Origin of the sequence: Kitasatospora sp. MMS16-BH015, assembly GCF_002943525.1 — a bacterium.
Classification (GTDB): Bacteria; Actinomycetota; Actinomycetes; order Streptomycetales; family Streptomycetaceae; genus Kitasatospora.
Map to the genome: position 1 here is coordinate 3,676,311 of NZ_CP025394.1, position 22,031 is coordinate 3,698,341.

At 72.5% G+C, this 22,031-nt stretch carries 26 protein-coding genes; 10 read left to right on the top strand and 16 right to left on the bottom strand.

Annotated elements, in window-relative coordinates:
- Nucleotides 1–35 precede the first annotated feature (35 nt).
- Nucleotides 36–1,673, bottom strand: a complete 1,638-nt coding sequence (locus CFP65_RS15905; RefSeq protein ID WP_104816716.1) for an RICIN domain-containing protein — start codon at nucleotides 1,671–1,673, stop codon at nucleotides 36–38.
- Nucleotides 1,674–1,821: 148 nt separating this feature from the next.
- Entirely contained in the window at nucleotides 1,822–2,061 is a 240-nt protein-coding gene (locus CFP65_RS15910; RefSeq protein ID WP_104816717.1) for a chaplin, read from the bottom strand.
- A 228-nt stretch (nucleotides 2,062–2,289) separates the two neighbouring features.
- On the opposite strand from CFP65_RS15910, the gene CFP65_RS15915 reads away from it, so the two are divergent.
- From CFP65_RS15915 to CFP65_RS15930, 4 genes are all read left to right on the top strand, one after another.
- The gene (locus CFP65_RS15915) at nucleotides 2,290–2,544 is read left to right on the top strand and encodes a chaplin (protein WP_104816718.1); all 255 of its coding nucleotides are present in this window, start codon (nucleotides 2,290–2,292) and stop codon (nucleotides 2,542–2,544) included.
- A 134-nt stretch (nucleotides 2,545–2,678) separates the two neighbouring features.
- Nucleotides 2,679–2,921, top strand: coding sequence for a chaplin (locus CFP65_RS15920; protein WP_104816719.1), 243 nt, complete (start codon nucleotides 2,679–2,681; stop codon nucleotides 2,919–2,921).
- A 40-nt stretch (nucleotides 2,922–2,961) separates the two neighbouring features.
- Entirely contained in the window at nucleotides 2,962–3,222 is a 261-nt protein-coding gene (locus CFP65_RS15925; RefSeq protein ID WP_104816720.1) for a chaplin, read from the top strand.
- A gap of 100 nt (nucleotides 3,223–3,322) precedes the next feature.
- A complete protein-coding gene (locus CFP65_RS15930; protein ID WP_104816721.1) occupies nucleotides 3,323–3,709 on the top strand; it encodes a hypothetical protein in 387 nt (128 codons plus the stop codon).
- A gap of 110 nt (nucleotides 3,710–3,819) precedes the next feature.
- Here the strand turns inward: CFP65_RS15930 and CFP65_RS15935 are convergent, their stop codons facing one another.
- Complete coding sequence (locus tag CFP65_RS15935; RefSeq protein ID WP_104816722.1) at nucleotides 3,820–4,482, bottom strand: hypothetical protein; 663 nt, start codon at nucleotides 4,480–4,482, stop codon at nucleotides 3,820–3,822.
- A 270-nt stretch (nucleotides 4,483–4,752) separates the two neighbouring features.
- Between CFP65_RS15935 and CFP65_RS15940 the strand changes: the two genes are divergently transcribed.
- The 3 genes from CFP65_RS15940 to CFP65_RS15950 all read left to right on the top strand — a co-directional run bounded on the left by CFP65_RS15940 (nucleotide 4,753) and on the right by CFP65_RS15950 (nucleotide 6,006).
- Nucleotides 4,753–5,097, top strand: coding sequence for a rodlet layer protein (locus CFP65_RS15940; RefSeq protein WP_104816723.1), 345 nt, complete (start codon nucleotides 4,753–4,755; stop codon nucleotides 5,095–5,097).
- A 101-nt stretch (nucleotides 5,098–5,198) separates the two neighbouring features.
- Complete coding sequence (locus CFP65_RS15945) at nucleotides 5,199–5,546, top strand: rodlet layer protein (protein WP_104816724.1); 348 nt, start codon at nucleotides 5,199–5,201, stop codon at nucleotides 5,544–5,546.
- 202 nt (nucleotides 5,547–5,748) lie between these two features.
- The gene (locus tag CFP65_RS15950) at nucleotides 5,749–6,006 is read left to right on the top strand and encodes a hypothetical protein (protein ID WP_104816725.1); all 258 of its coding nucleotides are present in this window, start codon (nucleotides 5,749–5,751) and stop codon (nucleotides 6,004–6,006) included.
- Nucleotides 6,007–6,081: 75 nt separating this feature from the next.
- On the opposite strand, the gene hemB is transcribed toward CFP65_RS15950, so the two are convergent.
- The 7 genes from hemB to CFP65_RS15985 all read right to left on the bottom strand — a co-directional run bounded on the left by hemB (nucleotide 6,082) and on the right by CFP65_RS15985 (nucleotide 13,340).
- Entirely contained in the window at nucleotides 6,082–7,059 is a 978-nt protein-coding gene (gene hemB, locus CFP65_RS15955; protein WP_104816726.1) for a porphobilinogen synthase, read from the bottom strand.
- A 118-nt stretch (nucleotides 7,060–7,177) separates the two neighbouring features.
- Nucleotides 7,178–8,821 carry a bifunctional uroporphyrinogen-III C-methyltransferase/uroporphyrinogen-III synthase gene (locus tag CFP65_RS15960; RefSeq protein WP_104816727.1) on the bottom strand — a complete coding sequence of 548 codons (1,644 nt, stop codon included), beginning with the start codon at nucleotides 8,819–8,821 and terminating at the stop codon, nucleotides 7,178–7,180.
- The gene (gene hemC, locus CFP65_RS15965) at nucleotides 8,818–9,792 is read right to left on the bottom strand and encodes a hydroxymethylbilane synthase (protein ID WP_104820914.1); all 975 of its coding nucleotides are present in this window, start codon (nucleotides 9,790–9,792) and stop codon (nucleotides 8,818–8,820) included. Before hemC ends, CFP65_RS15960 begins: the two co-directional genes overlap by 4 nt.
- Before the next feature lie 44 nt (nucleotides 9,793–9,836).
- Nucleotides 9,837–11,204 (bottom strand): glutamyl-tRNA reductase, encoded by a 1,368-nt coding sequence (locus tag CFP65_RS15970; protein ID WP_104816728.1) that lies wholly within the window; start codon nucleotides 11,202–11,204, stop codon nucleotides 9,837–9,839.
- Between the two features lie 67 nt (nucleotides 11,205–11,271).
- Nucleotides 11,272–12,132 carry a redox-sensing transcriptional repressor Rex gene (locus CFP65_RS15975; RefSeq protein WP_174805540.1) on the bottom strand — a complete coding sequence of 287 codons (861 nt, stop codon included), beginning with the start codon at nucleotides 12,130–12,132 and terminating at the stop codon, nucleotides 11,272–11,274.
- 101 nt (nucleotides 12,133–12,233) lie between these two features.
- Nucleotides 12,234–12,914, bottom strand: coding sequence for a 3'-5' exonuclease (locus tag CFP65_RS15980; RefSeq protein WP_104816729.1), 681 nt, complete (start codon nucleotides 12,912–12,914; stop codon nucleotides 12,234–12,236).
- 147 nt (nucleotides 12,915–13,061) lie between these two features.
- The gene (locus CFP65_RS15985; protein WP_254552417.1) at nucleotides 13,062–13,340 is read right to left on the bottom strand and encodes a glutaredoxin family protein; all 279 of its coding nucleotides are present in this window, start codon (nucleotides 13,338–13,340) and stop codon (nucleotides 13,062–13,064) included.
- A gap of 96 nt (nucleotides 13,341–13,436) precedes the next feature.
- Between CFP65_RS15985 and CFP65_RS15990 the strand changes: the two genes are divergently transcribed.
- From CFP65_RS15990 to CFP65_RS16000, 3 genes are all read left to right on the top strand, one after another.
- A complete protein-coding gene (locus tag CFP65_RS15990) occupies nucleotides 13,437–14,366 on the top strand; it encodes an HAD family phosphatase (protein WP_104816731.1) in 930 nt (309 codons plus the stop codon).
- 414 nt (nucleotides 14,367–14,780) lie between these two features.
- Nucleotides 14,781–15,623: an ECF subfamily RNA polymerase sigma factor, BldN family gene (locus tag CFP65_RS15995; protein ID WP_371682422.1), complete on the top strand. Its 843-nt coding sequence runs from the start codon at nucleotides 14,781–14,783 to the stop codon at nucleotides 15,621–15,623.
- Between the two features lie 253 nt (nucleotides 15,624–15,876).
- Nucleotides 15,877–17,067 carry a DUF5667 domain-containing protein gene (locus CFP65_RS16000; protein ID WP_104816733.1) on the top strand — a complete coding sequence of 397 codons (1,191 nt, stop codon included), beginning with the start codon at nucleotides 15,877–15,879 and terminating at the stop codon, nucleotides 17,065–17,067.
- A 153-nt stretch (nucleotides 17,068–17,220) separates the two neighbouring features.
- Here the strand turns inward: CFP65_RS16000 and CFP65_RS16005 are convergent, their stop codons facing one another.
- From CFP65_RS16005 to CFP65_RS16030, 6 genes are all read right to left on the bottom strand, one after another.
- Nucleotides 17,221–17,880 (bottom strand): zinc ribbon domain-containing protein, encoded by a 660-nt coding sequence (locus tag CFP65_RS16005; protein WP_104816734.1) that lies wholly within the window; start codon nucleotides 17,878–17,880, stop codon nucleotides 17,221–17,223.
- 37 nt (nucleotides 17,881–17,917) lie between these two features.
- The gene (locus tag CFP65_RS16010) at nucleotides 17,918–18,928 is read right to left on the bottom strand and encodes a lysophospholipid acyltransferase family protein (RefSeq protein WP_104816735.1); all 1,011 of its coding nucleotides are present in this window, start codon (nucleotides 18,926–18,928) and stop codon (nucleotides 17,918–17,920) included.
- Nucleotides 18,929–18,935: 7 nt separating this feature from the next.
- Entirely contained in the window at nucleotides 18,936–19,970 is a 1,035-nt protein-coding gene (locus tag CFP65_RS16015; protein WP_104820916.1) for an NAD-dependent epimerase/dehydratase family protein, read from the bottom strand.
- A gap of 162 nt (nucleotides 19,971–20,132) precedes the next feature.
- The gene (locus CFP65_RS16020; RefSeq protein ID WP_003948845.1) at nucleotides 20,133–20,231 is read right to left on the bottom strand and encodes a 30S ribosomal protein bS22; all 99 of its coding nucleotides are present in this window, start codon (nucleotides 20,229–20,231) and stop codon (nucleotides 20,133–20,135) included.
- Nucleotides 20,232–20,374: 143 nt separating this feature from the next.
- Nucleotides 20,375–20,584, bottom strand: a complete 210-nt coding sequence (locus tag CFP65_RS16025) for a helix-turn-helix domain-containing protein (protein WP_104820917.1) — start codon at nucleotides 20,582–20,584, stop codon at nucleotides 20,375–20,377.
- 257 nt (nucleotides 20,585–20,841) lie between these two features.
- Complete coding sequence (locus tag CFP65_RS16030; RefSeq protein WP_104816736.1) at nucleotides 20,842–22,026, bottom strand: acetoin utilization protein AcuC; 1,185 nt, start codon at nucleotides 22,024–22,026, stop codon at nucleotides 20,842–20,844.
- Between the last annotated feature and the right edge of the window lie 5 nt (nucleotides 22,027–22,031).

The window sequence follows — 22,031 nt, forward strand, 5'->3', positions numbered from 1 at the left end:
CGCCGGCCCCGAGTTGACGACCAGCGAGTAGACGGCTAGCCGTGCAGGTAGACGATGCCGAGCTTGGTCAGCTGCCACTGCTGCGCGGTGGAGCCGGTGTCGGCGGCCAGCGCGACCAGCGGGTTGCCCTGGCCGTCGGTGGCCGGGCCGGCCGTGGCCACCTTGGACTGGTCCTGGGAGTCGGCGAGTTCGTAGACCCCGGTGGCGGTCTGCTTGAACACCCAGTGCTGGTTGCCGCCGCCGTTGCAGCCCCACTGCTCGAGCTTGGTGCCGGGGGCGGTGGACCCGCCGGTGGCGTCCAGGCACATGTTGCGGTTGCCGCTGAAGTCCAGCTCGTAGCTGCCGCCGGCCTTGGCCTCGAAGACGAAGGACTGGTTCAGGCTGCCGGCGGCCGGGTAGACGATCGCGGCCCGCCCGTTGGTGCTGTCCCCGTAGGTGCCGCCGCCGGAGAGGTCGAGCACCTTGCCGGTGGCCAGGTTGGTGAGCTGGTACCAGGCGCCGTCCTCGGGCTTGTCCGGGAAGGGCAGGCCGGGGGTGAGCGGTTCGATCGAGGTGCCGTCCTGCTGGTTCAGCGTGCAGAACGCCTCCTGCTGGCCGGGCTGTTGGTAGAACTGCGCCAGGCAGGCGCCCTCACCGCGGTAGCCGGCGACCCGCAGGTGGTACGACTGCCGCACCATGTTCATGCAGACGCCCGGGATGGAGATCGGGGAGTCGCAGCCGTTCCGGGTCTTCTCCGAGGTGTCGATCACGTCGCCGTTGGTGTACTCGTACGGCGAGCTGGTCCACTCCGCGCAGACCTCGTGGCCGTAGCTGACCCGGCGCTGGTCGAGGTAGCGCACCCCGGGCACCTGGGAGGCGGCCGTCCGCAGCGCGTCGCTCAGCTGCGGCACCACCCAGTTGTGCCCCCAGGCCAGGTCCTCGGGGAAGGCCGGGCAGCCGTCGGCGACCTTGCCGACGTAGTCGTTGCGCCGGATGTCCGGGGTGATCGGGGTGAAGTAGGACTGGAAGACCAGCTGGTACGAGGAGTCGTCGTACCCGGCGGTGCGCATGGTGTTGCGCACGTCGGTGAGGGCGGCGACCACCTTGGGGATCACCCTGACGGCGCGCTGGCGGATCGAGTCGCTGCCGATGGTGTCCCGGCAGCCCTGGGACTGCGGGATCGGGAAGTACTGGGCCAGGCAGCTGAGCATGATGCCGCTGAAGTCGAAGTCGTCGTTGGCGCCGATGGTGACGACCACCATCTTCACGTTGTACTGGGCCGCGGTCTGGGCGAGCTTGACGTCCTGCTTGGGCTCGCCGAAGTCGCCGCTGCCGCCGCCGGTCACCTTGGCCAGCTCGGGGTCGCTGACCAGGTCGCCGGTCTGGGCCCCGGAACAGGCCAGGTCGATCGGGGCGACCCCGGCGATGCCGGTCACGTAGATCTCCGACTTGTCGTGCCGGTGACAGTAGTTGGTGGGGGTGTCGGTGCCGGTCTGGTACGCGTCGCTCGTGTCCGTACCGGCGCCCTCGCCGGATATCGCGCTGTCGCCGAGCGCGACGATCGCAGCCGGTCGGTCGGTCCGGACGGAGGACGAACTCGCCTGGGCGGCAACCGCGTTCGGGAAGGCGGCGAGGGCGAAGGCGGCTGTCAGACCGGCCGCGGTGAGCAGCGCACGGGGTTTGGACCTGTTCACGCCTGACTCCTTGCGGGTGGGGGGACCTACAGAAGATGAGCCGGGCTCACATGCTAGGTACTGACAAGTAACGCAACAAGGTTTTTGACACGCGCAAAGGCCGCCACCCCTCACAGGAGGGGCGGCGGCCTTCGGAGTGGCGTCAGATTCAGCCGACGTTGGCGCAGGAGTTGCCGAACGCCGGGTTCAGGGCGCCGATGACGCTGACGGTGTTGCCGCACAGGTTGACCGGAACGTGAACCGGGACCTGGATGCTGTTGCCGGAGATGACACCGGGGGAGCCGGCGGTGACGCCCTCCGCCTCGGAGCTCGCCATGGCCGAGCCGGCACCGGCCGCGACCAGACCGGCGACAGCGGCGCCGACGGCGGCAGCCTTCTTGATGCTCATTCGAGTCTCCTCATTGAGTGTTCGGGATTGGAGCAGGTGCCATCCTCAACGGCCCGCTCCCCCCGCGGTTGTGCTCCGCACCGAACAATCACCCACTCGCACCAATCAACGGCATTCGGGTGATCACCGAAGGCACCCGTTTCCCCGCGGCCGCTCCGTCGTTCTTCCTGGCGATACAGGCTTCACCGCTCCACCCCGCTCGGCTCGACCCAGAAATGAGATCGCATCATGCGCAAGCTCGCCTACGGCGCGTTCGGCTCCGCGGCCACCGCGGCCCTGCTGCTCGGCGGCGCCGCTGCCGCTTCGGCCCACCACGCCCACGGCGCGTCGGCCGAGGCCGCCACGGTGAACTCCCCCGGTGTCATCGCCGGCAACACCGTCCAGGTGCCGGTGCACATCCCGGTCAACCTCTGCGGCAACACGGTCAGCGTGATCGGCGCGCTGAACCCGGCGTTCGGCAACTCCTGCGCCAACGTCTCCTGACCGAGGCCGGCCGAACCGGTCGGGCGAACGCCGGGCCGACCGAGCGGACACCCCCGCAGCATCGGGTGCGGTTCACCCCGCACCCGGCCCCCGACCAGAACCCGTCGGGCAGAACGAACGAAGGAACGAACACCATGCGTGACCTCAAGAAGACCGCCGTCCTCTCCCTCGCCGCCGCCGGCCTGGTGCTGGCCGGTGCCGGCTCCGCCATCGCCTCCTCCGAGGCCGAGGGCGTCACCGCCGGCTCCCCCGGCGTGATCTCCGGCAACAGCATCCAGGTGCCGGTGCACATCCCGGTCAACGTCTGCGGCAACAGCGTCGACGTGATCGGCCTGCTCAACCCGGCGTTCGGCAACTCCTGCGCCAACGTCGGCTGACTCAGCCACTCCCCTGTACTGATCTAGGAGATCGACCCCCATGCAGAACGTGAAGAAGGCCGCCGTCCTCTCCGCCGCCGCCGCGGGCCTGGTGCTGGCCGGTGCCGGCTCGGCGCTGGCCTCCTCCGAGGCGGAGGGCGTCACCGCCAACTCCCCCGGTGTCGCCTCGGGCAACAGCATCCAGGTGCCGGTGCACATCCCGGTCAACCTGTGCGGCAACAGCGTGAACGTGATCGGCCTGCTCAACCCGGCGTTCGGCAACTCCTGCGCCAACGTGGACGCCGGCGACGAGGACTGCTGATCACTCCCTGATCGGCGTCCGCCGCACATCCCCTGCCCCCCGGCCGCCCAGGCCGGGGGGCAGTTCGGCTTCCTGCCCCCTCGCCAGCAAAGGACTTCTGATGACCCGTAGGACCAGCGGGCTCGGCCTGGCCGCCGTCGGCGCGGCCCTGCTGCTCGGCTCCGCCGCCGCCCCGGCCGCCCAGGCCGCCGAGCAGGGCGCACCCGAGCTCCCCACGCCCTCCGCCCACCTCTCCAAGACGGAGGTCGGCCCGGCGGTGCACGCCACCACGAGCGCCCTCGGCTACGCCTTCGCGCCCGCCAAGTCGCTCCGGCTCGACCCCTTCGCCCAGTCCTCCGCCGACCTGCTCGACAACGAGCTCGCGGTCAAGCCGGACCAGGGCCTGCGCCCGGTCACCACCCAGACACTGACCGGCCCGCTGAGCAACGGCGGGGGCGCGAAGGACCTGGTCGGGGTCGGCCCGGCGCTCGGCCTGCTGCCCGGCTGAGCACGCGCGAGCACGCGGCGCGCGCGAGCGCCCGGCGCACGCGCGTGGGGCCCGGCACCGTCTCCCCGGTGCCGGGCCCCTCAGTCGTACGGGCGGCCCGTACGGTCGGCTCAGTCCGAGGAGTTGAGCACCTCGGTCACGGTGCCGGTGGTGGTGTCGGTGAGGTCCTTGGCCGCGCCGGTCACCGAGAGGTGCTTCTCCGGGCCGCCCAGGGTCGCCTTGGCGCCCGGGATGGCCTGCACCGGGGCGGCGATCAGCTGCGGCTCGAGCTCGCCGAAGGCCACGTCCTGATCCTGCGGGCGGCCGTCGGGGCCGTCCACCAGGGAGAGCGGCTGGCCCATGGTCAGGGCCGGGCCGGCGGTGTGCAGCGGGGCGGCAGGCGCGTCCAGCAGCAGGTTGCCGAGCTCGGTGGAGCGGTCGGCGGCCGGCAGCGGCACCGCGGCCTGGAGCGAGGGGCCGACCCGGCCGGCGTTGACGGCGGGCACCACGTGGTCCGGGATCAGCTGGTGCTTGGCGTGCTCCTCGGGCACCGGCGGCATCACCAGCGAGGTGGGCACCCCGCCGGAGATCTTGCCGCCCTCGGGCAGCACCCCCAGCTTGTCGGTCGCGCCGCCGAGCGGGATCTCGAAGGGCACCTCCCTGCCGGAGAGCTCGTGCTCGACGGCGGCGACCTGGCCGGGCGTCATGGCCGTGGCGGTGGCCACCCCGGGGGCGGCCACCACACCGGCACCTGCCGCGAGCAGCAGGGCGCCCGCCCGCTTGGAGAGCTTCATTCGATTCACCTGTTCTGTCCGGAGCCGAGGATCTGCGAGAGCCGCAATCAATCGCTCAACGAGACAGCCACGGGTGGATTGCGAGGGTTAACCGGTTCGGACTAATAGTCAGACCGCAGAGCGCCCCCGGCCGTGATCGAAAAAGACTTCTCGAGGATTTCGCGTAACTTTCCCCGTCGTCATTCTTTGATTCAGATGTCGCAGCCACGGCGGCGGCGGGGTCGGGAAATCCGCCCCTCGGTTCGCCGGAAATTCAGAGAGGTTCTCCCCATGCTCAAGAAGACTTTCGCGACCGCCGGTCTGGTCGCGGCTGCGGTGGCCGCCGCGGCCGTGCCCGCCAACGCGATCGGCAACGCCGACGGCTCGGCGGCCTCGATCGAGGGCAACGGCGGCACCAACGCGACCGGCACCTGGGGCAACCACAGCCCGAACTTCCACTTCCTCGACAACCCGAACATCTGCTTCCCCGAGATCCACAACGTCGGTGTCGCGGTGCTCGGCGTCGCGGTGCCGGTCGAGGTCCAGGCCCTGAACAACCAGCCGAAGCAGACCTGCGTGGTCGGCCAGAGCACCGCCGGCAGCGGCGATGGCGGCGTCTCCCACCTGGTCGGCTGACCTCACCGCACCACTGGATCGGCGGCACCTCCAGTGCCGCCGACTCACCCCTCTTCCACTCCCGCTCCACTCACCATCAGATCCGTAAAGGAATCAGAACAATGATCAAGAAGGCGTTCGCCACCCTGGGCGTTGCCGCTGCCGGTCTGGCCATGGCCGCCGCCCCCGCGATGGCCATCGGCGACTCGGACGGCTCCGCCACCTCCCTCCAGGGCAACGGCGGCACCAACGCGACCGGCACCCAGGGCAACCACAGCCCGAACTTCCACACCCTCGACAACCCGAACCTCTGCCTGCCCGAGGTTCACAACATCGCGGTCGGCGCGGCCATCGGCCTGGCGATCCCGGTCGAGGTCCCGGTCCTCAACAACAAGCCGACCCAGCAGTGCGTCGTCGGCCAGAACACCATCGGCTCGGGCGACGGTGGCGTCAGCCACCTGATCGGCTGATCTGCCGAAGCATCGACCGCAGGGCCCGGGGGAGCGTCCCCCCGGGCCCTGCGGCCTTTCGCCGTCCGGGCCGGGCCGCTGTCACCCCTGCGGCCCGGCGCGGCGCCCCACGGGCGGTCACCTCGTGTGACAGCCTGACCACTCAGCCCTATCACCGCAGCTCACGGCACCTGCCGCCGAGCTGCACGAGAGAGGACAGACCATGAAGAGCAAGCTGGGCAAGGCCCTGCTCGTCACCGCCGGCGCGCTGGTCCTGGCCGGTGTCTCGGCCCCCGCCTACGCCCACGTGGCCGCCGGTGGCGGCGGCGAGTTCTTCGCCACCGCCGACTGCCCGTTCCTCGCCGGCGAGCAGCACGGGTGGGCCGCGACGGACCACATCTTCGCCGCGTACGAGCAGCACGGCTGGGCCAACAGCCACGCGCTCGGCGGCGGCGAGGACGGCATCGCCGTCATCGAGTAGCGCTCACCCCGAGAGCACCGGAGGCCGGGCCCCGCTGTGGGGAGCCCGGCCTCCGGCCCGTTCTCGTCCGGTGGGTCAGAGCATCCGGGCGGCCTCGACCGCCCAGTAGGTGAGGATCTGCTCGGCGCCCGCGCGGCGGATCGAGGTGAGCGTCTCCATGATCATGCGCTCCCGGTCCACCCAGCCGTTCGCGGCGGCCGCCTCGACCATCGCGTACTCGCCGGAGACCTGGTACGCGGCCACCGGCACCGGCGAGGCGTCGGCCACCTGCCGCAGGATGTCCAGGTAGGCCATGGCCGGCTTCACCATCACCAGGTCGGCGCCCTCGGCCACGTCCTGCTCCAGCTCGCGCAGCGACTCCCGCGCGTTGGCCGGGTCCTGCTGGTACGACTTGCGGTCGCCCTTGAGCGAGGAGCCCACGGCCTCCCGGAACGGCCCGAAGAAGGCCGAGGCGTACTTGGCCGTGTAGGCCAGGATCCCGGTGTCCTGGTAGCCTGCCTCGTCCAACGCCCGCCGGATCACGCCGATCTGACCGTCCATCATCCCGGACGGCCCGACCAGGTGCACCCCGGCCTCGGCCTGCACCAGCGCCATCTCCTCGTACCGCTTGAGGGTGGCGTCGTTGTCCACGCTGCCGTCCTCGGCCAGCACCCCGCAGTGCCCGTGGTCGGTGTACTCGTCCAGGCAGAGGTCCGACATGACGACGAGGGCGTCACCGACCTCCGAGACCACGTCCCGGATCGCCAGCTGCAGGATCCCCTCCGGGTTGGTCCCCTCGCTCCCGATCGCATCCTGCACCTCGGGCACCCCGAACAGCATGATCCCGCCCAGCCCGGCCTCCGCAGCCTCCACGGCGGCGCGGCGCAGGGTGTCCCGGGTGTGCTGGACGACGCCCGGCATCGAGCCGATCGGCTTCGGCTCCGTGATCCCCTCCCGGACGAAAGCGGGCAGGATCAGCTCGGCCGGATGCAGCCTGGTCTCGGCGACCAGCCGCCGCATGGCCGGGCTCTGCCGGAGCCGACGCGGGCGAACGTAAGGGAACTGAGCAGGCACAACGTCTCACTTTCTCCGCTTACAGAAACCACTTCAGGGGCGCGGGGAACTGCGCGCGCAACCGTGCACCTCCGTAGAGGGCTGGTCGCGCAGTTCCCCGCGCCCCCGGGCGTAACGTCTAGCGCGCCTTCCTCCGGGAACCCGGGCGCCGCTCGCTCGGACGGTAGACCGGCTCACCGGCCGCCACAGCAGTATCCCGCCGTCCGGCGCCGAACTCGGCCAGCGCCTGCGCCAGAGCGGCAGCGCTGGGCGCCGGCGCCATCACGTCCACCCGCAGGCCGTGCTCCTCGGCGGTCTTCGCCGTGGCCGGGCCGATGCAGGCGATGATCGTGACGTTGTGCGGCTTGCCGGCGATGCCCACGAGGTTGCGGACCGTCGAGGACGAAGTGAAGAGCACGGCGTCGAAGCCGCCGCCCTTGATCGCCTCGCGGGTCTCGGCCGGCGGGGGCGAGGCGCGGACGGTGCGGTAGGCCGTCACGTCGTCCACCTCCCAGCCGAGCTCGACCAGGCCGGCCACCAGGGTCTCGGTGGCGATGTCGGCGCGCGGCAGCAGCACGCGGTCGATCGGGTCGAAGACCGGGTCGTACGGCGGCCAGTCCTCCAGCAGGCCGGCGGCCGACTGCTCGCCGCTCGGGACGAGGTCGGGCTTCACGCCGAAGTCGACCAGGGCCTGGGCGGTGGTCTCGCCGACGGCGGCGACCTTGATGCCGGCGAAGGCGCGGGCGTCGAGGCCGTACTCCTCGAACTTCTCGCGGACGGCCCGCACGGCGTTGACCGAGGTGAAGGCGATCCACTCGTAGCGGCCGGTCACCAGGCCCTTGATCGCCCGCTCCATCTGCTGCGGGGTGCGCGGCGGCTCGACCGCGATGGTCGGCACCTCCTGCGGCACGGCGCCGTAGCCCCGGAGCTGGTCGGAGAGGCCGTGGGCCTGCTCCTTGGTGCGGGGCACCAGGACGTTCCAGCCGAACAGCGGCTTGGTCTCGAACCAGGAGTACGAGGACCGGTGTGCGACCTGCTCGCCGACCACGGCTATGACCGAGGTGGCGGGGTCGACCGGGGCCGAGACCGGGGAGGGCAGCACGCGGGCTGCCTTCAGGTCGGCGGCGATGGTCGCGAGCGTCGCGGTGAAGGTGCGCTGGCGGGTGGTGGTGCCGGAGAGCGTCGCGCAGAGCGCGGCGTCGGGCTTGCGGCCCTGGGCGACCAGCGCGTTGGCGGTGGCGGGCAGCTGGCCGAGCGTGGTGCGGACGACCAGGGTGGTCTCCGGCGCGCCGAGGTCGACCAGGGCGCCCGCGAGCAGCGCCGCGCCGTCCACGAAGCGCACGTCCGCGCCCTGGCTGCCGCGCAGCGGCACGCCGGCGTAGGCCGGGACGCCGACGGACTGGGCCACGCCGGGGACGACCTCGAAGGCGATCTCGGCCTGGGCGCAGCGGAGCATCTCCTCGGCCGCGCAGCCGTCCAGGCCCGGGTCGCCGTCGACGGTGCGGACGACGTGGCGGCCCGCGCGGACCGCCTCGGCGACCAGCTTGGCCACGTCCAGGCCGTCCTCGTCGCACGGGGTGTGCACCTGGACGCCGCTGGGGCAGTGGGTGCGCACGGCGGCGGCGGTGAGCGGGTCGGCGATCAGGATGTCGGCGGAGGCGAGCACCTCGACCGCGCGCAGGGTGAGCAGCCCGGGGTCACCGGGGCCGGCTCCGAGGAAGGTGCAGCGACCGGCCGGGGTGGCCGGCGTGCTGGTCGGGCTGGTGGCGGCGGTGGGGCTCATCGGGCTCGCTCCCCCATCAGAGTGGCCGCGCCCGCTTCGAGCAGCCGGGCGGCGAGCGCGTGGCCGAGGGCCGTCGCCTGCCGTTCGGCCGTCTCGTCGAGGACAAGCGGGCCAGTGGCGGTCATCTTCAGCAGGGTGGCGCCGTCGACGGTGCCGACCACGCCCTCCAGCCGCAGTTCGGTGCCCTCCCAGGCCGCGAGCGCGGCCACGGGGGCGGAGCAGCCCGCCTCCAGCGCGGCCAGCAGGGCGCGCTCGGCGGTGACGGCGGCCCGGGTGGGGGCGTGGTCGAGGGCGGCGAGCTCGCGGGCCAGGTCCGGGGCGAGGCACTCGACGGCGAGCGCACCCTGGCCGGGCGCCGGGAGCATCAGCTCGGGGTCAAGGTGCTCGGTGAGGTCGGCGCTGCGGCCGAGCCGGTTGAGGCCGGCGGTGGCGAGCACCACGGCGTCCAGCTCGCCCTTGGTGACGTAGCCGATCCGGGTGTCCACGTTGCCGCGGATCGCCACCGTCTCGAGGGCGGCGCCGCGCGCGGCGGCCCAGGCGTTGAGCTGGGCCATCCGGCGCGGGGAGCCGGTGCCGATCCGGGCGGTGTGCCCGGCCAGCTTCTCGACCAGCTCCTCCAGGGTCAGCCCGTCCCGGGCCACCAGCGCGTCGCGCGAGTCCTCGCGCTCCGGCACGGCGGCCAGGATCAGGCCCGCGGGGGCGGCGGTGGGCAGGTCCTTGAGGGAGTGCACGGCCAGGTCGATCTCGCCCGCGAGCAGCGCGTCGCGCAGTGCGGAGACGAAGACGCCGGTGCCGCCGATCTGGGCCAGGGCCTCGCGCGAGGTGTCGCCGTAGGTGGTGATCTCCACCAGCTCGACGGGCCGCCCGGTCACCCGGGAGACCTCGCGGGCGACCATGCCCGACTGCGCCATCGCGAGGGCGCTGCGGCGGGTGCCGAGGCGCAGTGGCGCGGCTGACTCTTGACCATTCATCAGGTGATCGTCCCGGTCGTGCTCGTGGGGGTCTGTCGGGTGGTTCATCTGGTGCCTCCCGCGGGGGTGGCGGTACTGCTGGGCCCGGCCTGGGCACCGATCGGGGTGCCGGACACAGCCTGCACCGCCGCGAGGTCCAGGTCGAACAGTTCGCGCAGGGCGTCGGCGTACCCGGCGCCGCCCGGCTCGGCGGCCAGCTGCTTGACCCGCACGGTGGGGGCGTGCAGCAGCTTGTCGACGACCCGCTTGACGGTCTGCGAGACCTCGGCCCGGATCCGCTCGTCCAGGCCGGGCAGCCGGGTGTTGAGGCGGCCGAGCTCGCTCAGCACCACCTCGGAGGCCATCGCGCGCAGCGCGACCACGGTGGGCGCGATCCGGGCGGCCCGCTGGGCCGCGCCGAAGGCGGTCACCTCGTCGGCGACGATGCCGGTGACGGCGTCCACGTCGCCCGCGCCGGGCGTGGCGGCGTCGGCCTCGGAGAGGCTCTCCAGGTCGACCAGCAGCGCGCCGGGCAGCTCGTGCACCGCGTGGTCCACGTCGCGCGGCATCGCCAGGTCGAGGAAGGCGAGCGGGGTGTCGGCCGTCCGGCGCTCGACGGCGGCGGCCACCTGCCCGGCGGTGATCACCACGCCGGCCGCGCCGGTGCAGGAGATCACCAGGTCGACCTCGGCCATCGCCTCGGCGGTCTTGGCCCAGTCCACCACCTGGACGGCCACCGCCTGGGCGGCCCCGCCCAGGTTGGCGGCCAGCCGCTCGGCCCGCTCGGGCGTGCGGTTGGAGATCAGCAGTTCGGACACCCCGGCCCGGACCAGCGTGGCGGCGGCCAGCGAGCTCATCGAGCCGGCCCCGACCACCAGGGCCCGCTTGCCGGCGATCTCCCCGGCGCCCTTGGCGATCTGGTCCAGCCCGAAGGTGACCAGCGACTGGCCGGCCTTGTCGATGCCGGTCTCGCTGTGCGCCCGCTTGCCGACCCGCAGCGCGGTCTGGAACAGCTCGTTCAGTCCGCGCCCGGCGGTGTGCTCCTCCTGCGCCCGGGCCAGCGCGTCGCGCAGCTGGCCGAGGATCTGGCCCTCGCCGACCACCATCGAGTCCAGGCCGCAGGCCACCGAGAAGATGTGGTGGACGGCGCGGTCCTCGTAGTGCACGTAGAGGTGGGAGGTGAGCTCCTCCAGGCCGACGCCGCTGTGGTGCGAGAGCAGCAGGGAGAGCTCGGCCACGCCCGCGTGGAACTTCTCCACGTCGGCGTAGAGCTCGATCCGGTTGCAGGTGTTGACCAGCGCGACCTCGCCGACCGTCTCGTTGGCGGCGGCGTCGCGCAGCAGCAGGGCCGGGGTCTCACCGGTCAGCGCGGCACGCTCCAGCACGCCGACGGGGGTCGTGCGGTGGCTCAGCCCAACGACGAGAAGACTCATGCCCGCCCCTTGTCCGTACAGCCGCGGTGGCTCCTACCGCCGCGGCGCTTCTGGTCCCGGTGGCCGTTCACGCGGGCATCACCGCGGACAGGTCACCCTCGGGGCCGGGCTTGCCGCCCTTGCCCGGCTCCGGCTTGGCCTGGCCGCCGGCAGCCCGGCGCAGCTTGGCGGCGGCGGCGCGGACCGGGCCGGGGGCCCGGTCGAGCACCGAGTCACCGCGGTCCGGCTCCTCGCCGGCCTTGCGCTGCTCGTGGAAGGCCAGGATCTGGAGCTCTATCGAGAGGTCGACCTTGCGGACGTCCACGCCGTCCGGCACGTTGAGCACCGTCGGCGCGAAGTTCAGGATGCTGGTCACGCCGGCCTCCACCAGCCGGTCGCAGACCTGCTGGGCGGCCCCGGGCGGGGTGGTGATCACACCGATCGAGACGTGCTGGCTGGCGACGATCTCCTCCAGCTCGTCCATGTGCCGCACCGGCAGCCCGGCGGCGCTGCCGCCGACCACGGACGGGTCGGCGTCCAGCAGCGCGGCCACCCGGAAGCCACGGGAGGCGAAGCCGCCGTAGTTGGCCAGCGCGTGCCCCAGGTTCCCGATGCCGACGATGACGACCGGCCAGTCCTGGGTCAGGCCCAGCTCGCGGGAGATCTGGTAGACGAGGTACTCGACGTCGTAGCCGACACCGCGGGTGCCGTACGAGCCGAGGTAGGAGAAGTCCTTGCGCAGCTTGGCCGAGTTCACCCCGGCGGCGGCGGCCAGCTCCTCGGAGGAGACGGTCGGGACGGAGCGCTCGGAGAGCGCGGTCAGCGCCCGCAGGTAGAGCGGGAGCCGGGCGACGGTCGCCTCCGGGATGCCCCGGGCACGCGAGGGTCGGCGCGAGGCGCCCTGGTCGGGCCCCTGCGAACTGCTCTGTGGTGATCGGCCGATTGCCACGGTGCTCCTGTGGGTGAAGCTGGGCTTTGGCAGCCAGGCTATGCGTTTGTGAACGTGTGCACAAAGATGGTGTCCGTTTTGTCCCCGCACAGTGATGCGCATCACTCGCCACCCAGTGCGGTCAGCACCAGGCCCGGACGCTCGCCGCCCTGCGGCCACGGCCCGTACGGGGCATCGCGCCGGATCAGCGCACCGGCCGGCCGGAGGGCGGCCCGGCCCAGGCGCGGCCAGGGCACCCGGGCGGCCGCGGTCAGCGGCTCGGCCCAGTCCACCGGCGGGCACTTCAGGGTGTGTACGCAGTGCCGCAGCAGGTCGGCGGTGGCCCGGGCGTCGCCCAGCGCGGTGTGCGCGGGATACCAACCGAGCCCGGCCGCCGCCACGCAGGCGGCCAGGCCGTAGCCGCCGGCCCCGGCCAGGCGGCCCCGGGCGAGGCTCATCGTGCAGAGCAGCGGGACGGGCGGCAGGGGTATCCCGATCCGGGCGAACTCCCGCTCCAGGAAGGCCCGGTCGCAGCTGACGTGGTGGCCGACCAGCACCCGGCCGGCCAGCCGCTCCAGCAGGTGCGGTGCGACCTCGCGGAAGCGCGGGGCGCCGACCACGTCCTCCTGGGCGATCCGGTGCACATGGGTGGGTCCGACCGGCCCGGCCGGGTCGAGCAGCGTGGAGAACTCGCCCTCGGGCCGCAGCTGCTCGTCCAGCAGCACCACCGCGACCTCCACCACCCGGTGGCGCCACGGGCTGCGACCGGTGGCCTCGACGTCGACCACGGCGTAGCCGCGCATGGGAGCCCTCCTCCGTCTACAGCCCCCGGCGACCAAAACGATTAGATCGTAAGCCGACCAATGCAGGAGAAGAAAAGCCTTTCAGGCACGCCCTGGCAACGATTCGGCCTCCCACCCCCGCCGTCCGGCGGGGGTGGGAGGCCGAGCTCAGGCGCCCAGGCCGGCCCGGAGGCGGCGCTCGTCCACGCGCCAGAAGTCGTGCTGCTCGCCGTCGATCAGGGTCACCGGGATCTGCTCCCAGTAAGTGCGGTACAGCTCCTCGTCCTGGGTGATGTCCTTCTCCTCGAAGGCGGCGCCGAGCTCGCCGGTCACCTTGAGGATCACCTCGCGGGCCTCGTCGCAGAGGTGGCAGCCGGGCTTGCCGACCAGCGTGACGGTGCGCTCGGCCGGCTTCTTCTTGGTGTCGCGTCGCAGCAGTGGGCTCACCGGCCCATTGTGGGCCACGCGCCGGATGCGGGTTGTTAACGACGGCGGCATGCCGCGGCCATGGGTCTCACAAGCGGAGCTGACTATGCTCGACGCATGGCCGCGTTGCGAAGGCTCACCCAGGCGAGGCGTACCCCGACCGAGCGGACCGCCCTCGCGGGCGAGGCCGCCGCCGAGGCGGCCGAGGCCGCCCTGGTCGCCACCCCGAAGCGTGCACCCAAGGCGCCCGAGGGCAACCACACCCCCACCCCCGACGACCCGCGGGCCGCCGCCTTCTTCGACTGCGACAACACCATCCTGCGCGGCGCCGCCATCTTCTACCTGGGCATCGGCCTCTACCGCCGCCGCTTCTTCAGCCGCTGGGACGTGGCCCGGTTCGCCTGGCAGCAGGCCTCCTTCCGGTTGCTCGGCTCGGAGGACCCGGCGCACATCGCCGACGCCCAGGACACCGCGCTCGGCCTGGTCGCGGGCAAGCGGACGGCCGAGCTGGAGCAGATCTGCGAGGAGATCTTCGAGCAGGTCATCGCCGAGAAGATCTGGCCCGGCACCCGGGCCCTGGTGCAGATGCACCTGGACGCCGGCCAGCGGGTCTGGCTGGTCACCGCCGCCCCGCTGGAGGTGGCCCGGATCATCGCCCGCCGGCTCGGCATGACCGGCGCGCTCGGCACCGTGGCCGAGGCGGTGGACGGCGTCTACACCGGCCGCCTGGTCGGCGGCCTGCTGCACGGCGAGGCCAAGGCCGCCGCGGTGGCCGCGCTGGCCCGCCGCGAGCAGCTCGACCTCACCCACTGCGCCGCCTTCAGCGACTCCGCCAACGACATCCCGATGCTGGCCCTGGTCGGACACCCCTACGTGGTGAACCCGGACGCCACGCTCCGTCGCCACGCCCGACGGATGGGCTGGCGGGTCCGCGACTTCCGCACCGGCCGCAAGGCCGCCCGGATCGGCCTGCCCGCAGCCGCGGGCCTCGGCATCCTCGCCGGGCTCGCCGCCGTCACCCTCGCGGAGCGCCGCAAGCGCCGCTGAATCCAGGCCCGACCCGGTGACGCCCTGTCACACCTACGGGCGAAAAATCCGGCGCGCTCCGATCCGCTTCGGGCCTGACCGATTCCGATCGTTCGACTCCTCGCCAAACTCGGCGGTTGCCGGGCCCCAGGACGGGGAAACCGCCGCCCCACCTGCCAAATCTGTCACTTGGAGTGCACGGATGGTCACTTGCAGCGGAGCAGTCGGGGTCAGGGTCGGTCAGTTCCAGCTGAATATGCACGCGAAGCGGATCTCAAACGACCACTTCGGCCACAGGGTGTAGCTGTCATTGCACAAAGCGTTATTCTCTCCTGGATGCACGCCACCCACGCGTCCCGTGTGACGGGGGGTCAGGAAGTGTGCTCTCCGCGCAGGCGGAGGTGATCCGTCCACAGTTCTGCCTCTGGGAGTCCCGTGTACCCACCCGTCCGGAACGACGCGCCTGCCACCTCCCGCCCGTCGGCCGCCCCCATGCGCTCCGGTACGCGCGTCGACCGCCTGTGGGCCGCGATCCGCGAGTTCGAGCTGTACGTGCCCCAGGTGGTGCCCCAACCCGCCCTGGCCGGCGGCACGTTCGGCGGAGCGCCGCCGGGCGCCCTGCTGCGCTCGACCACGACCAGCGGCACCACCGGCACCCGCAGCCGCGGCACCACCCTCGGCGGCGGCCGCAGCCGGGCCCGCACCACGCCCAGCCCCGGCTTCGAGACCGAGCACAACCCGATCATGGAGCTGGTCGAGCGGGCCCAGGCCGGCGAGAGCGAGGCCTTCGGCCGGCTCTACGACCACTACGCCGACACCGTCTACCGGTACATCTACTACCGGGTGGGCAGCCGGGCCACCGCCGAGGACCTCACCAGTGAGACGTTCCTGCGCGCGCTGCGCCGGATCGGCACCTTCACCTGGCAGGGCCGGGACTTCGGCGCCTGGCTGGTGACCATCGCGCGCAACCTGGTCGCCGATCACTTCAAGTCCAGCCGCTTCCGGCTGGAGGTCACCACCGGCGAGATGCTCGACTCCAACGAGTGCGAGCGCAGCCCGGAGGAGTCGGTCCTCGAATCCCTCTCCAACGCGGCCCTGCTCGACGCCGTCCGACGGCTCAACCCGCAGCAGCAGGAGTGCGTCACCCTCCGCTTCCTGCAAGGGCTTTCGGTGGCCGAGACGGCCCGGATCATGGGCAAGAACGAGGGGGCCATCAAGACCCTCCAGTACCGTGCCGTCCGCACCCTCGCCCGGCTGCTGCCCCCCGACGCCCGGTGACCCCTGCGATAGCCCTCCGTGTGGCCCGGCCGTCATCGGCGCAGGTCGGGCGACACGTGCGGGTGAATGAGCGGTCACATGATCAGCCGTGCGTAACCAGCGGCGGGCGCCGCTCGTTGGCCAGCATGCAAACCCCCACCGGCCCAACGGTCAAGCAAGGTCAAGGACTGTCACCCGATGGTGTGGTTATGGCTTGCCGGAGCAACCGTCCGGTGGGCCGGGGTGTCGACAACGACGAAGGGAGGTGTGGCCCGTGACGGCAAACGTGCTGGAGCACCGGCGGGCGAAGGCCTTCGCCGAGGCGCTGGAGGCCCACCAGAGGGAGGCCGTACCGAACACCGGTACGCCTGAAGCGAGTTCGCCCACCGGCGCGTTCGCGGAGCTGCTGTCCGTGGCGGACGACCTGGGCGGGCTGCCCGGGCCTTCGCTGACCGGCGAGGCCAGGTCCGTCCAACGCGCCCAGCTGATGGCCGCGTTCGAGCAGGAGTGGGCCGGTGGCCAGACCGCCCGCGTCCCGCAGCAGCGCAGGCACCGGGGCATCCGGGCCGCCCGGCGCGGCCGTTGGGGCCGTCGGCTGGCCATCGGCGGGCTGGTGGCGGGAGTTGCCGTCGGCGGCTTCACCGGCGCCGCCTTCGCGAGCTCCAACGCCCTTCCGGGGGACGCGCTCTACGGCATGAAGCGCGGCCTGGAGGGCCTGCGGCTCGACCTGGCGGGCTCCGACAGCGAGCGCGGCGCACTGCTGCTCGACCAGGCCTCCACCCGGCTGGAGGAGGCGCAGAACCTGCTCGGGCGGGCCGGCCGCGAGGACGGGCTGAGCCCGGCCGCCGTCGACCAGGTCCGTCGGGCCCTGGACGACATGCACGCGGAGGCCGTCCGCGGCCGGGAGCTGCTGCGCTCGGTCTACCGGAGCAACGGCTCGCTCGCCCCGATGCGGAAGCTCGCGACCTTCGCGGACGGGGAGGACGGCCGGTGGGCCGCGATCCAGGGGCAGTTGCCCCCGCAGCTCACCACCGAGGCCGGCCGGGTCGACCGCTTCTTCGGCGACGTGAACGAGGACGTGGCCCCGCTCCACCTGGAGCAGCCCCCGGCCAAGCCCGCCACCGGCGTGGCCCCCGCCGCACCGGCCTCCGGCAGCTCCGCCCCCGAGGACGCCCCCGAGCCCAGCAAAGCGGCCTCCGGCGGCTCCGCGGCGAACGGCGGCCCGGCCAGCCGGCAGCCCCAACCGCAGTCCGGCGTGGGCGGCCTGGTCCACTCCCTCACCGACCCCCTCACCGGCACCACCGGCAACGGCACCGCCCCCACGGGCAACGCCACCCCCGGCACCGCCCCCAAGTCGGCCCCCACCCCGGCCCCTTCGGCAGCCCAGACCACCCCGGAGGGCACCCCCCAGGGCCTGACCATCCCGCCCTTGCTGCCGGGATTGCTCCCCGGACTAGGGCTTTAACCCATAGGGGCGCGAGGAACTGCGCGAGCTCGGAAGACGACCACCTGTCGCCTCCCGCAGCGCGCAGTTCCTCGCGCCCCTGGGTCTGTGCCACTGACTCAAGGGATCGAAGATCGGTCCGCTTCTCCCGACCTCGCGCAGTTCCTCGCGCCCCTACCTTCGCGTTCCACAAGTGGGGCAGAAAGCCGAACCGTCCGGCACCGTCGCCTGGCAGGACGTGCAGGTGCTCGGCTGGGCCAGGCGGTAGCCACAGGCGCCGCAGAAGGCCGAGCCGTGCGTCTCGTGGTTGCACTGGGGGCAGACCAACTGGCGCGGGGCGGAGACGTCGTAGGACTGGCCGGCCTGCTGGCCGGCGTCCCAGGCGCGCTGCTCGACCATCGCGTTCATGCCGCGCTGCCGCGCTGCCTCGGCCTCGGCGGCCGTGTCGGGGGCGCAGCCGTGGCAGAGCCCGACCGAACCCGAGAAGCACCGCCCGCAGACGTACGAAGTACACCTCGCGCAGCGGTCGAAGTGGCCCTGGGCCTGGGTGATGGCGCGTTGGAAGGCGGCGTCCCGGGAGCTACCCCAAGTCGCGCCGGCCAGGCCGTCGGCGGCGTTGCTGATGGTGCCGCCGTTGCCGCCGAGGACGCTCCACGCGGCGGAGACGCCCTTGCTGACCCAGCTGGCGGCCCGGCCGGTGGTGAAGGACTCGAAGGGCGACCGCCAGGTGTCCGAGCACCGCGAGCAGTGGAACTCGAACTGGAAGCCCGACCCGGTGCCGTACTGCTCGCACAGGTCACGGTAGTTGTTGCTGAAGTAGATCTCGTTGCTCATGAGCCGAACGCCCCCACAGAGGTGACCAGAGAGAGGCTCAGAAGAATACCGATCGGCGCTGCATCAGCAGCTTGTAGAGCGTGTGCTGAATTGTTTCGCGGACCTCGTCGGTGAGGTCGAAGACCAGCATCGGGTCGTCCGCGGCCTCGCGGGGCAGGCTGTCGGTGGGGATCGGCTCGCCGAACTGGATGGTCCACTTGGTGGGCAGCGGGAGGGCGCCGAGCGGGCCGAGCCAGGGGAAGGTGGGGGTGATCGGGAGGTACGGGAGGCCGAGCAGGCGGGCCAGCGGCTTGAGGTTGCCGATCATCGGGTAGGTCTCCTCGGCGCCGACGATCGAGCAGGGCACGATCGGCACCTGGGCCTTGATCGCCGAGGCCACGAACCCGCCCCGGCCGAAGCGCTGGAGCTTGTACCGCTCACTGAAGGGCTTGCCGATGCCCTTGAAGCCCTCCGGCCAGACGCCGACCACCTCGCCGCGCTCCAGGAGGGCCTGGGCGTCCTCGTTGCAGGCCAGGGTGTGGCCGGCCTTGCGGGCCAGCTCGCCGATGCCGGGGAGCACGAAGACCAGGTCGGCGGCGAGCATCCGCAGGTGGCGCCGGTGCGGGTGGTGGTCGTGTATGGCCACCTGGGTCATCACGGCGTCCAGCGGGATGGTGCCGGAGTGGTTGGAGACGATCAGCACCCCGCCCTCGGCCGGGATGTTCTCGATGCCGCGGACCTCGACCCGGAAGTACTTCTCGGCGATCGGGCGGAGCACCGAGAGCACGACCTCCTCGGTGAGCTCCCGGTCGAAGCCGAACTCGTCCACCTCGTAGTCGCCGGTCAGCCGGCGCCGCAGGAAGGACAGGCCGTTGGCGGCCCGGCCCTCCCAGCCCTTGCCGAGGGCCCGCTCGGCGGCGGCGCCCAGCGGGCCGGCCAGGGCTCCGCCGACGGCGCCGGCGATCCGGTCGGCCAGGCCGGCGGGGGCCTGGTCGGCGGCCTGGTAGCTGGGGGCGGATTCGATCGGGATCACCCGGGCCTCGGCGGCCCGCTCACTCGCGGCGGTCATCGCTGCCTCAGCTCCTCGGCAGGGTCGGGGTCCGCTCGGCGCCGAGCAGGCGGCCGAGCCGGTCGGTGACGGCGGCCAGCCGTTCGGGCGGCAGCAGGCCGGAGCGCTGCGCCGCGGCGAACTCGGCGAAGGCCTCCGCGGTGGCGAAGCGCGGCTGGTAGCCGAAGGTCTCGCGCAGGTGGGTGGTGTCCACCACCCGGCCGTGGGTGAGCAGCTGGAGCTGCTCGGGCGAGACGTCGGCGATCCTGGTCTGCCGGGCCAGCGCGGCGACCAGGCCGAGGGCGGGGGCGAGCAGCGGCACGGTCGGCCGCCCGAGCCGGCGGGCGCACTGGGAGAGCAGCAGCACGCCCTCCCCGGCCACGTTGAAGGTGCCGGGCCGGGGCTCGGGTCCGGCGGCGAGCCGGAGCACCTCGATCACGTCGTCCTCGTGGACGAACTGCAGGCGCGGGTCGTGACCGAGCACGGTGGGCAGCACGGGCAGGGCGAAGTACTCGGCCAGCGGGGTGTCGCCGGCCGGGCCGAGGATGTTGGCGAAGCGCAGCACGGTGACGGCGCAGTCGGGGCGGCGGCGGGCGAAGCCGCGCACGTAGCCCTCGGCCTCGGTGGCGTCCTTGGCGAAGCCGCCCCTGGGCAGGTTCTTGGGCTGCATCCGCTCGCCGAAGACGGCCGGGTCGCGCGGGGCGGAGCCGTAGACCCCGGTGGTGGACTTCACCACCAGTCGGCGCAGCCCGGGGGCCTTCTGGCAGGCGCCGAGCAGCTGCATGGTGCCGATGACGTTGCGTTCCTTGACGGTGGCCCGGCTGCCGGGGCCGATCGCGCTGACGTCCAGGTGCACCACGGTGTCCACCTCGTGCTCGGCGATCACCCGGGCCACCGTGGGCCGCCGCAGGTCGAGCCGGCGGAAGGCGTACGAGGGCTCGGCGGCGGGTTCGCGCGAATCCACCCCGATCACCCGGTCCACCCCGGGGCTGCGGCTCAGCTCCGCCGCGAAACGATCGCCGAGGCGCCGGGCGACTCCTGTGACGAGCACCACCTTGCCCACCTGCTGCACCCTCCTCGAACGCTCCCCAGCAGCACCGTACCGCGCCGGCGATTGAGCGCCGCTAACGCGGGCCCGGATGTCTGAAGTCCGGACGGCGTCCGGGTACAGCACTGCCCGCCCCGGCTGGTGCCGAGGCGGGCAGAAGAAGCGTCTACCGCAGTATTACTTCTTGTTGCGACGCTGAACGCGAGTCCGCTTCAGAAGCTTGCGGTGCTTCTTCTTGGCCATACGCTTGCGACGCTTCTTGATGACAGAGCCCACGGAACAACCCTCGCTCACTGAGACTCGCGCCCGTGAGAGACGGAGTCCATACGACTGACGGAGGGCCTAGCCTACCTTCCGTGCGCCCAGCACCGTAATCGTGTCCCCAACGAGTGGGAAACCGGTGGTGGACTACGCGACTCCTACGCGCTCTCGAGCCGCACGTAGGACTCCTTCAAGTAGTCGTGGACCGCCTGCTCGGGCACCCGGAACGAGCGACCCACCCGGATCGCCGGGAGCTCTCCGCTGTGCACCAGGCGGTACACCGTCATCTTGGACACCCGCATGACCGAGGCGACCTCGGCCACGGTCAGGAAGACGACCTCCTGAAGGGGGCGTTCGCCGGAACTCATGACCCTCACCCGACCCTTAACCCGTGTGCAAGGCACCGGCTTCCCCTCCGGTGACTCCACCGGCACACGTGTATCCCCAGAGTAGTTATGGGTGGTACCAGTGGGAAGAGGGAGAAGCCCAGTCTCTGTACGGTGCGAGATGCGTCTGTTGCAGTACGTAGTCACTCGACGGTTGGGTGCGATCCGGGTACGCACCGCCGTCCACCGGCGCGGGCGCCTGGCGTGCGCGCCCTCACCCCGCGGCGCGAGCCGGGCGGTCAGGGCAGCAGGCCGTGGTGGGGGAAGACGGCCCGGCGGGCGGCCAGAATGGCCTGGTCAAGCCGGTCCCCGGGGTCGTAGCCGGCGTCGTCGAAGTCGCGCCAGTAGGGCGTCACGCCGTCCGTCATCCGGGTGGGCGCGGTCTGGCCGGTGGTGCGCAGCACCTCCGCGCGCCAGGCCTCCGGGGTTTCGGCGGCCGGGTCGAGCGGGTGGCCGGCGGCGGTTGCGACCAGATGCGTCCACGCCCTCGGTACGACCTCCACCACCGCGTACCCGCCCCCGCCGAGCGCCACCCAGCGGCCGTCCGCGTACCGGTGGGCCAGCTCGTGCATCGCACCGGCGGCCTCCCGCTGGGCGTCCAGGCTGACCGCCAGATGGGCGAGCGGATCGTCCAGGTGGGTGTCGGCCCCGTGCTGGCTCACCACCGCCTGCGGCCGGAAGGCCGCCAGCAGGCCCGGCACCAGCGCGTGGAAGGCCCGCAGCCAGGCCGCGTCGCCCGTCCCGGCCGGCAGCGGCAGGTTGGCCGCCGAGCCGGGCGCGCCGTCCCCGCCGGTCTCGGTCGACCAGCCGGTCTCCGGGAAGAGCGTGGCCGGGGTCTCGTGCAGCGAGATGGTCAGCACCCGGGGGTCGTCCCAGAAGGCCTGCTGCACCCCGTCCCCGTGGTGCACGTCCAGGTCCACGTACGCGACCCGCTCCGCCCCCAGCTCGAGCAGCCGGGCCACCGCCAGCGCGGCGTCGTTGTACACGCAGAAGCCGGCGGCCCGGTCCGGCATCGCGTGGTGCAGCCCGCCCGCGAAGTTGACAGCGTGGCCGGCCGCCCCCGACCAGACCGCCTCGGCCGCCGCCACCGACTGCCCCGCGATCAGCGCGGAGGCGCTGTGCAGGGTGGGGAAGGCCCAGTTGTCCTCGGTGCCGAGCCCGTGCCGCTGGTCGGTCAGCGAGGGGTCGGCGGCGACACGTTTCACCGCCTCCACGTACGCCGCGGAGTGCACCAGCCGCAGCGTCGAATCCCCGGCCGGCGGGGCCGCCTTGACCTGCACGCCGGGCGCGCCGGTGAGGCCGAACTCCTCGACCAGCCGCATGGTCAGGGCCAGCCGCCGGGGGTCCATCGGATGTCCGGGGCCGAAGTCGTACGTGGTGACGGCTTCGTCCCAGTACAGGTGGAGACCGCAGGAGTCGTGCATGGCTC

Bases quoted from the DNA above. Each gene is read 5' to 3' on its own strand.
- CFP65_RS15910 (WP_104816717.1), bottom strand. From the start codon at position 2,061: ATGAGCATCAAGAAGGCTGCCGCCGTCGGCGCCGCTGTCGCCGGTCTG.
- CFP65_RS15915 (WP_104816718.1), top strand. From the start codon at position 2,290: ATGCGCAAGCTCGCCTACGGCGCGTTCGGCTCCGCGGCCACCGCGGCC.
- CFP65_RS15920 (WP_104816719.1), top strand. From the start codon at position 2,679: ATGCGTGACCTCAAGAAGACCGCCGTCCTCTCCCTCGCCGCCGCCGGC.
- CFP65_RS15925 (WP_104816720.1), top strand. From the start codon at position 2,962: ATGCAGAACGTGAAGAAGGCCGCCGTCCTCTCCGCCGCCGCCGCGGGC.
- CFP65_RS15930 (WP_104816721.1), top strand. From the start codon at position 3,323: ATGACCCGTAGGACCAGCGGGCTCGGCCTGGCCGCCGTCGGCGCGGCC.
- CFP65_RS15935 (WP_104816722.1), bottom strand. From the start codon at position 4,482: ATGAAGCTCTCCAAGCGGGCGGGCGCCCTGCTGCTCGCGGCAGGTGCC.
- CFP65_RS15940 (WP_104816723.1), top strand. From the start codon at position 4,753: ATGCTCAAGAAGACTTTCGCGACCGCCGGTCTGGTCGCGGCTGCGGTG.
- CFP65_RS15945 (WP_104816724.1), top strand. From the start codon at position 5,199: ATGATCAAGAAGGCGTTCGCCACCCTGGGCGTTGCCGCTGCCGGTCTG.
- CFP65_RS15950 (WP_104816725.1), top strand. From the start codon at position 5,749: ATGAAGAGCAAGCTGGGCAAGGCCCTGCTCGTCACCGCCGGCGCGCTG.
- CFP65_RS15960 (WP_104816727.1), bottom strand. From the start codon at position 8,821: ATGAGCCCCACCGCCGCCACCAGCCCGACCAGCACGCCGGCCACCCCG.
- hemC (WP_104820914.1), bottom strand. From the start codon at position 9,792: ATGAATGGTCAAGAGTCAGCCGCGCCACTGCGCCTCGGCACCCGCCGC.
- CFP65_RS15970 (WP_104816728.1), bottom strand. From the start codon at position 11,204: ATGAGTCTTCTCGTCGTTGGGCTGAGCCACCGCACGACCCCCGTCGGC.
- CFP65_RS15980 (WP_104816729.1), bottom strand. From the start codon at position 12,914: ATGCGCGGCTACGCCGTGGTCGACGTCGAGGCCACCGGTCGCAGCCCG.
- CFP65_RS15990 (WP_104816731.1), top strand. From the start codon at position 13,437: ATGGCCGCGTTGCGAAGGCTCACCCAGGCGAGGCGTACCCCGACCGAG.
- CFP65_RS16005 (WP_104816734.1), bottom strand. From the start codon at position 17,880: ATGAGCAACGAGATCTACTTCAGCAACAACTACCGTGACCTGTGCGAG.
- CFP65_RS16010 (WP_104816735.1), bottom strand. From the start codon at position 18,928: ATGACCGCCGCGAGTGAGCGGGCCGCCGAGGCCCGGGTGATCCCGATC.
- CFP65_RS16025 (WP_104820917.1), bottom strand. From the start codon at position 20,584: ATGAGTTCCGGCGAACGCCCCCTTCAGGAGGTCGTCTTCCTGACCGTG.
- CFP65_RS16030 (WP_104816736.1), bottom strand. From the start codon at position 22,026: ATGCACGACTCCTGCGGTCTCCACCTGTACTGGGACGAAGCCGTCACC.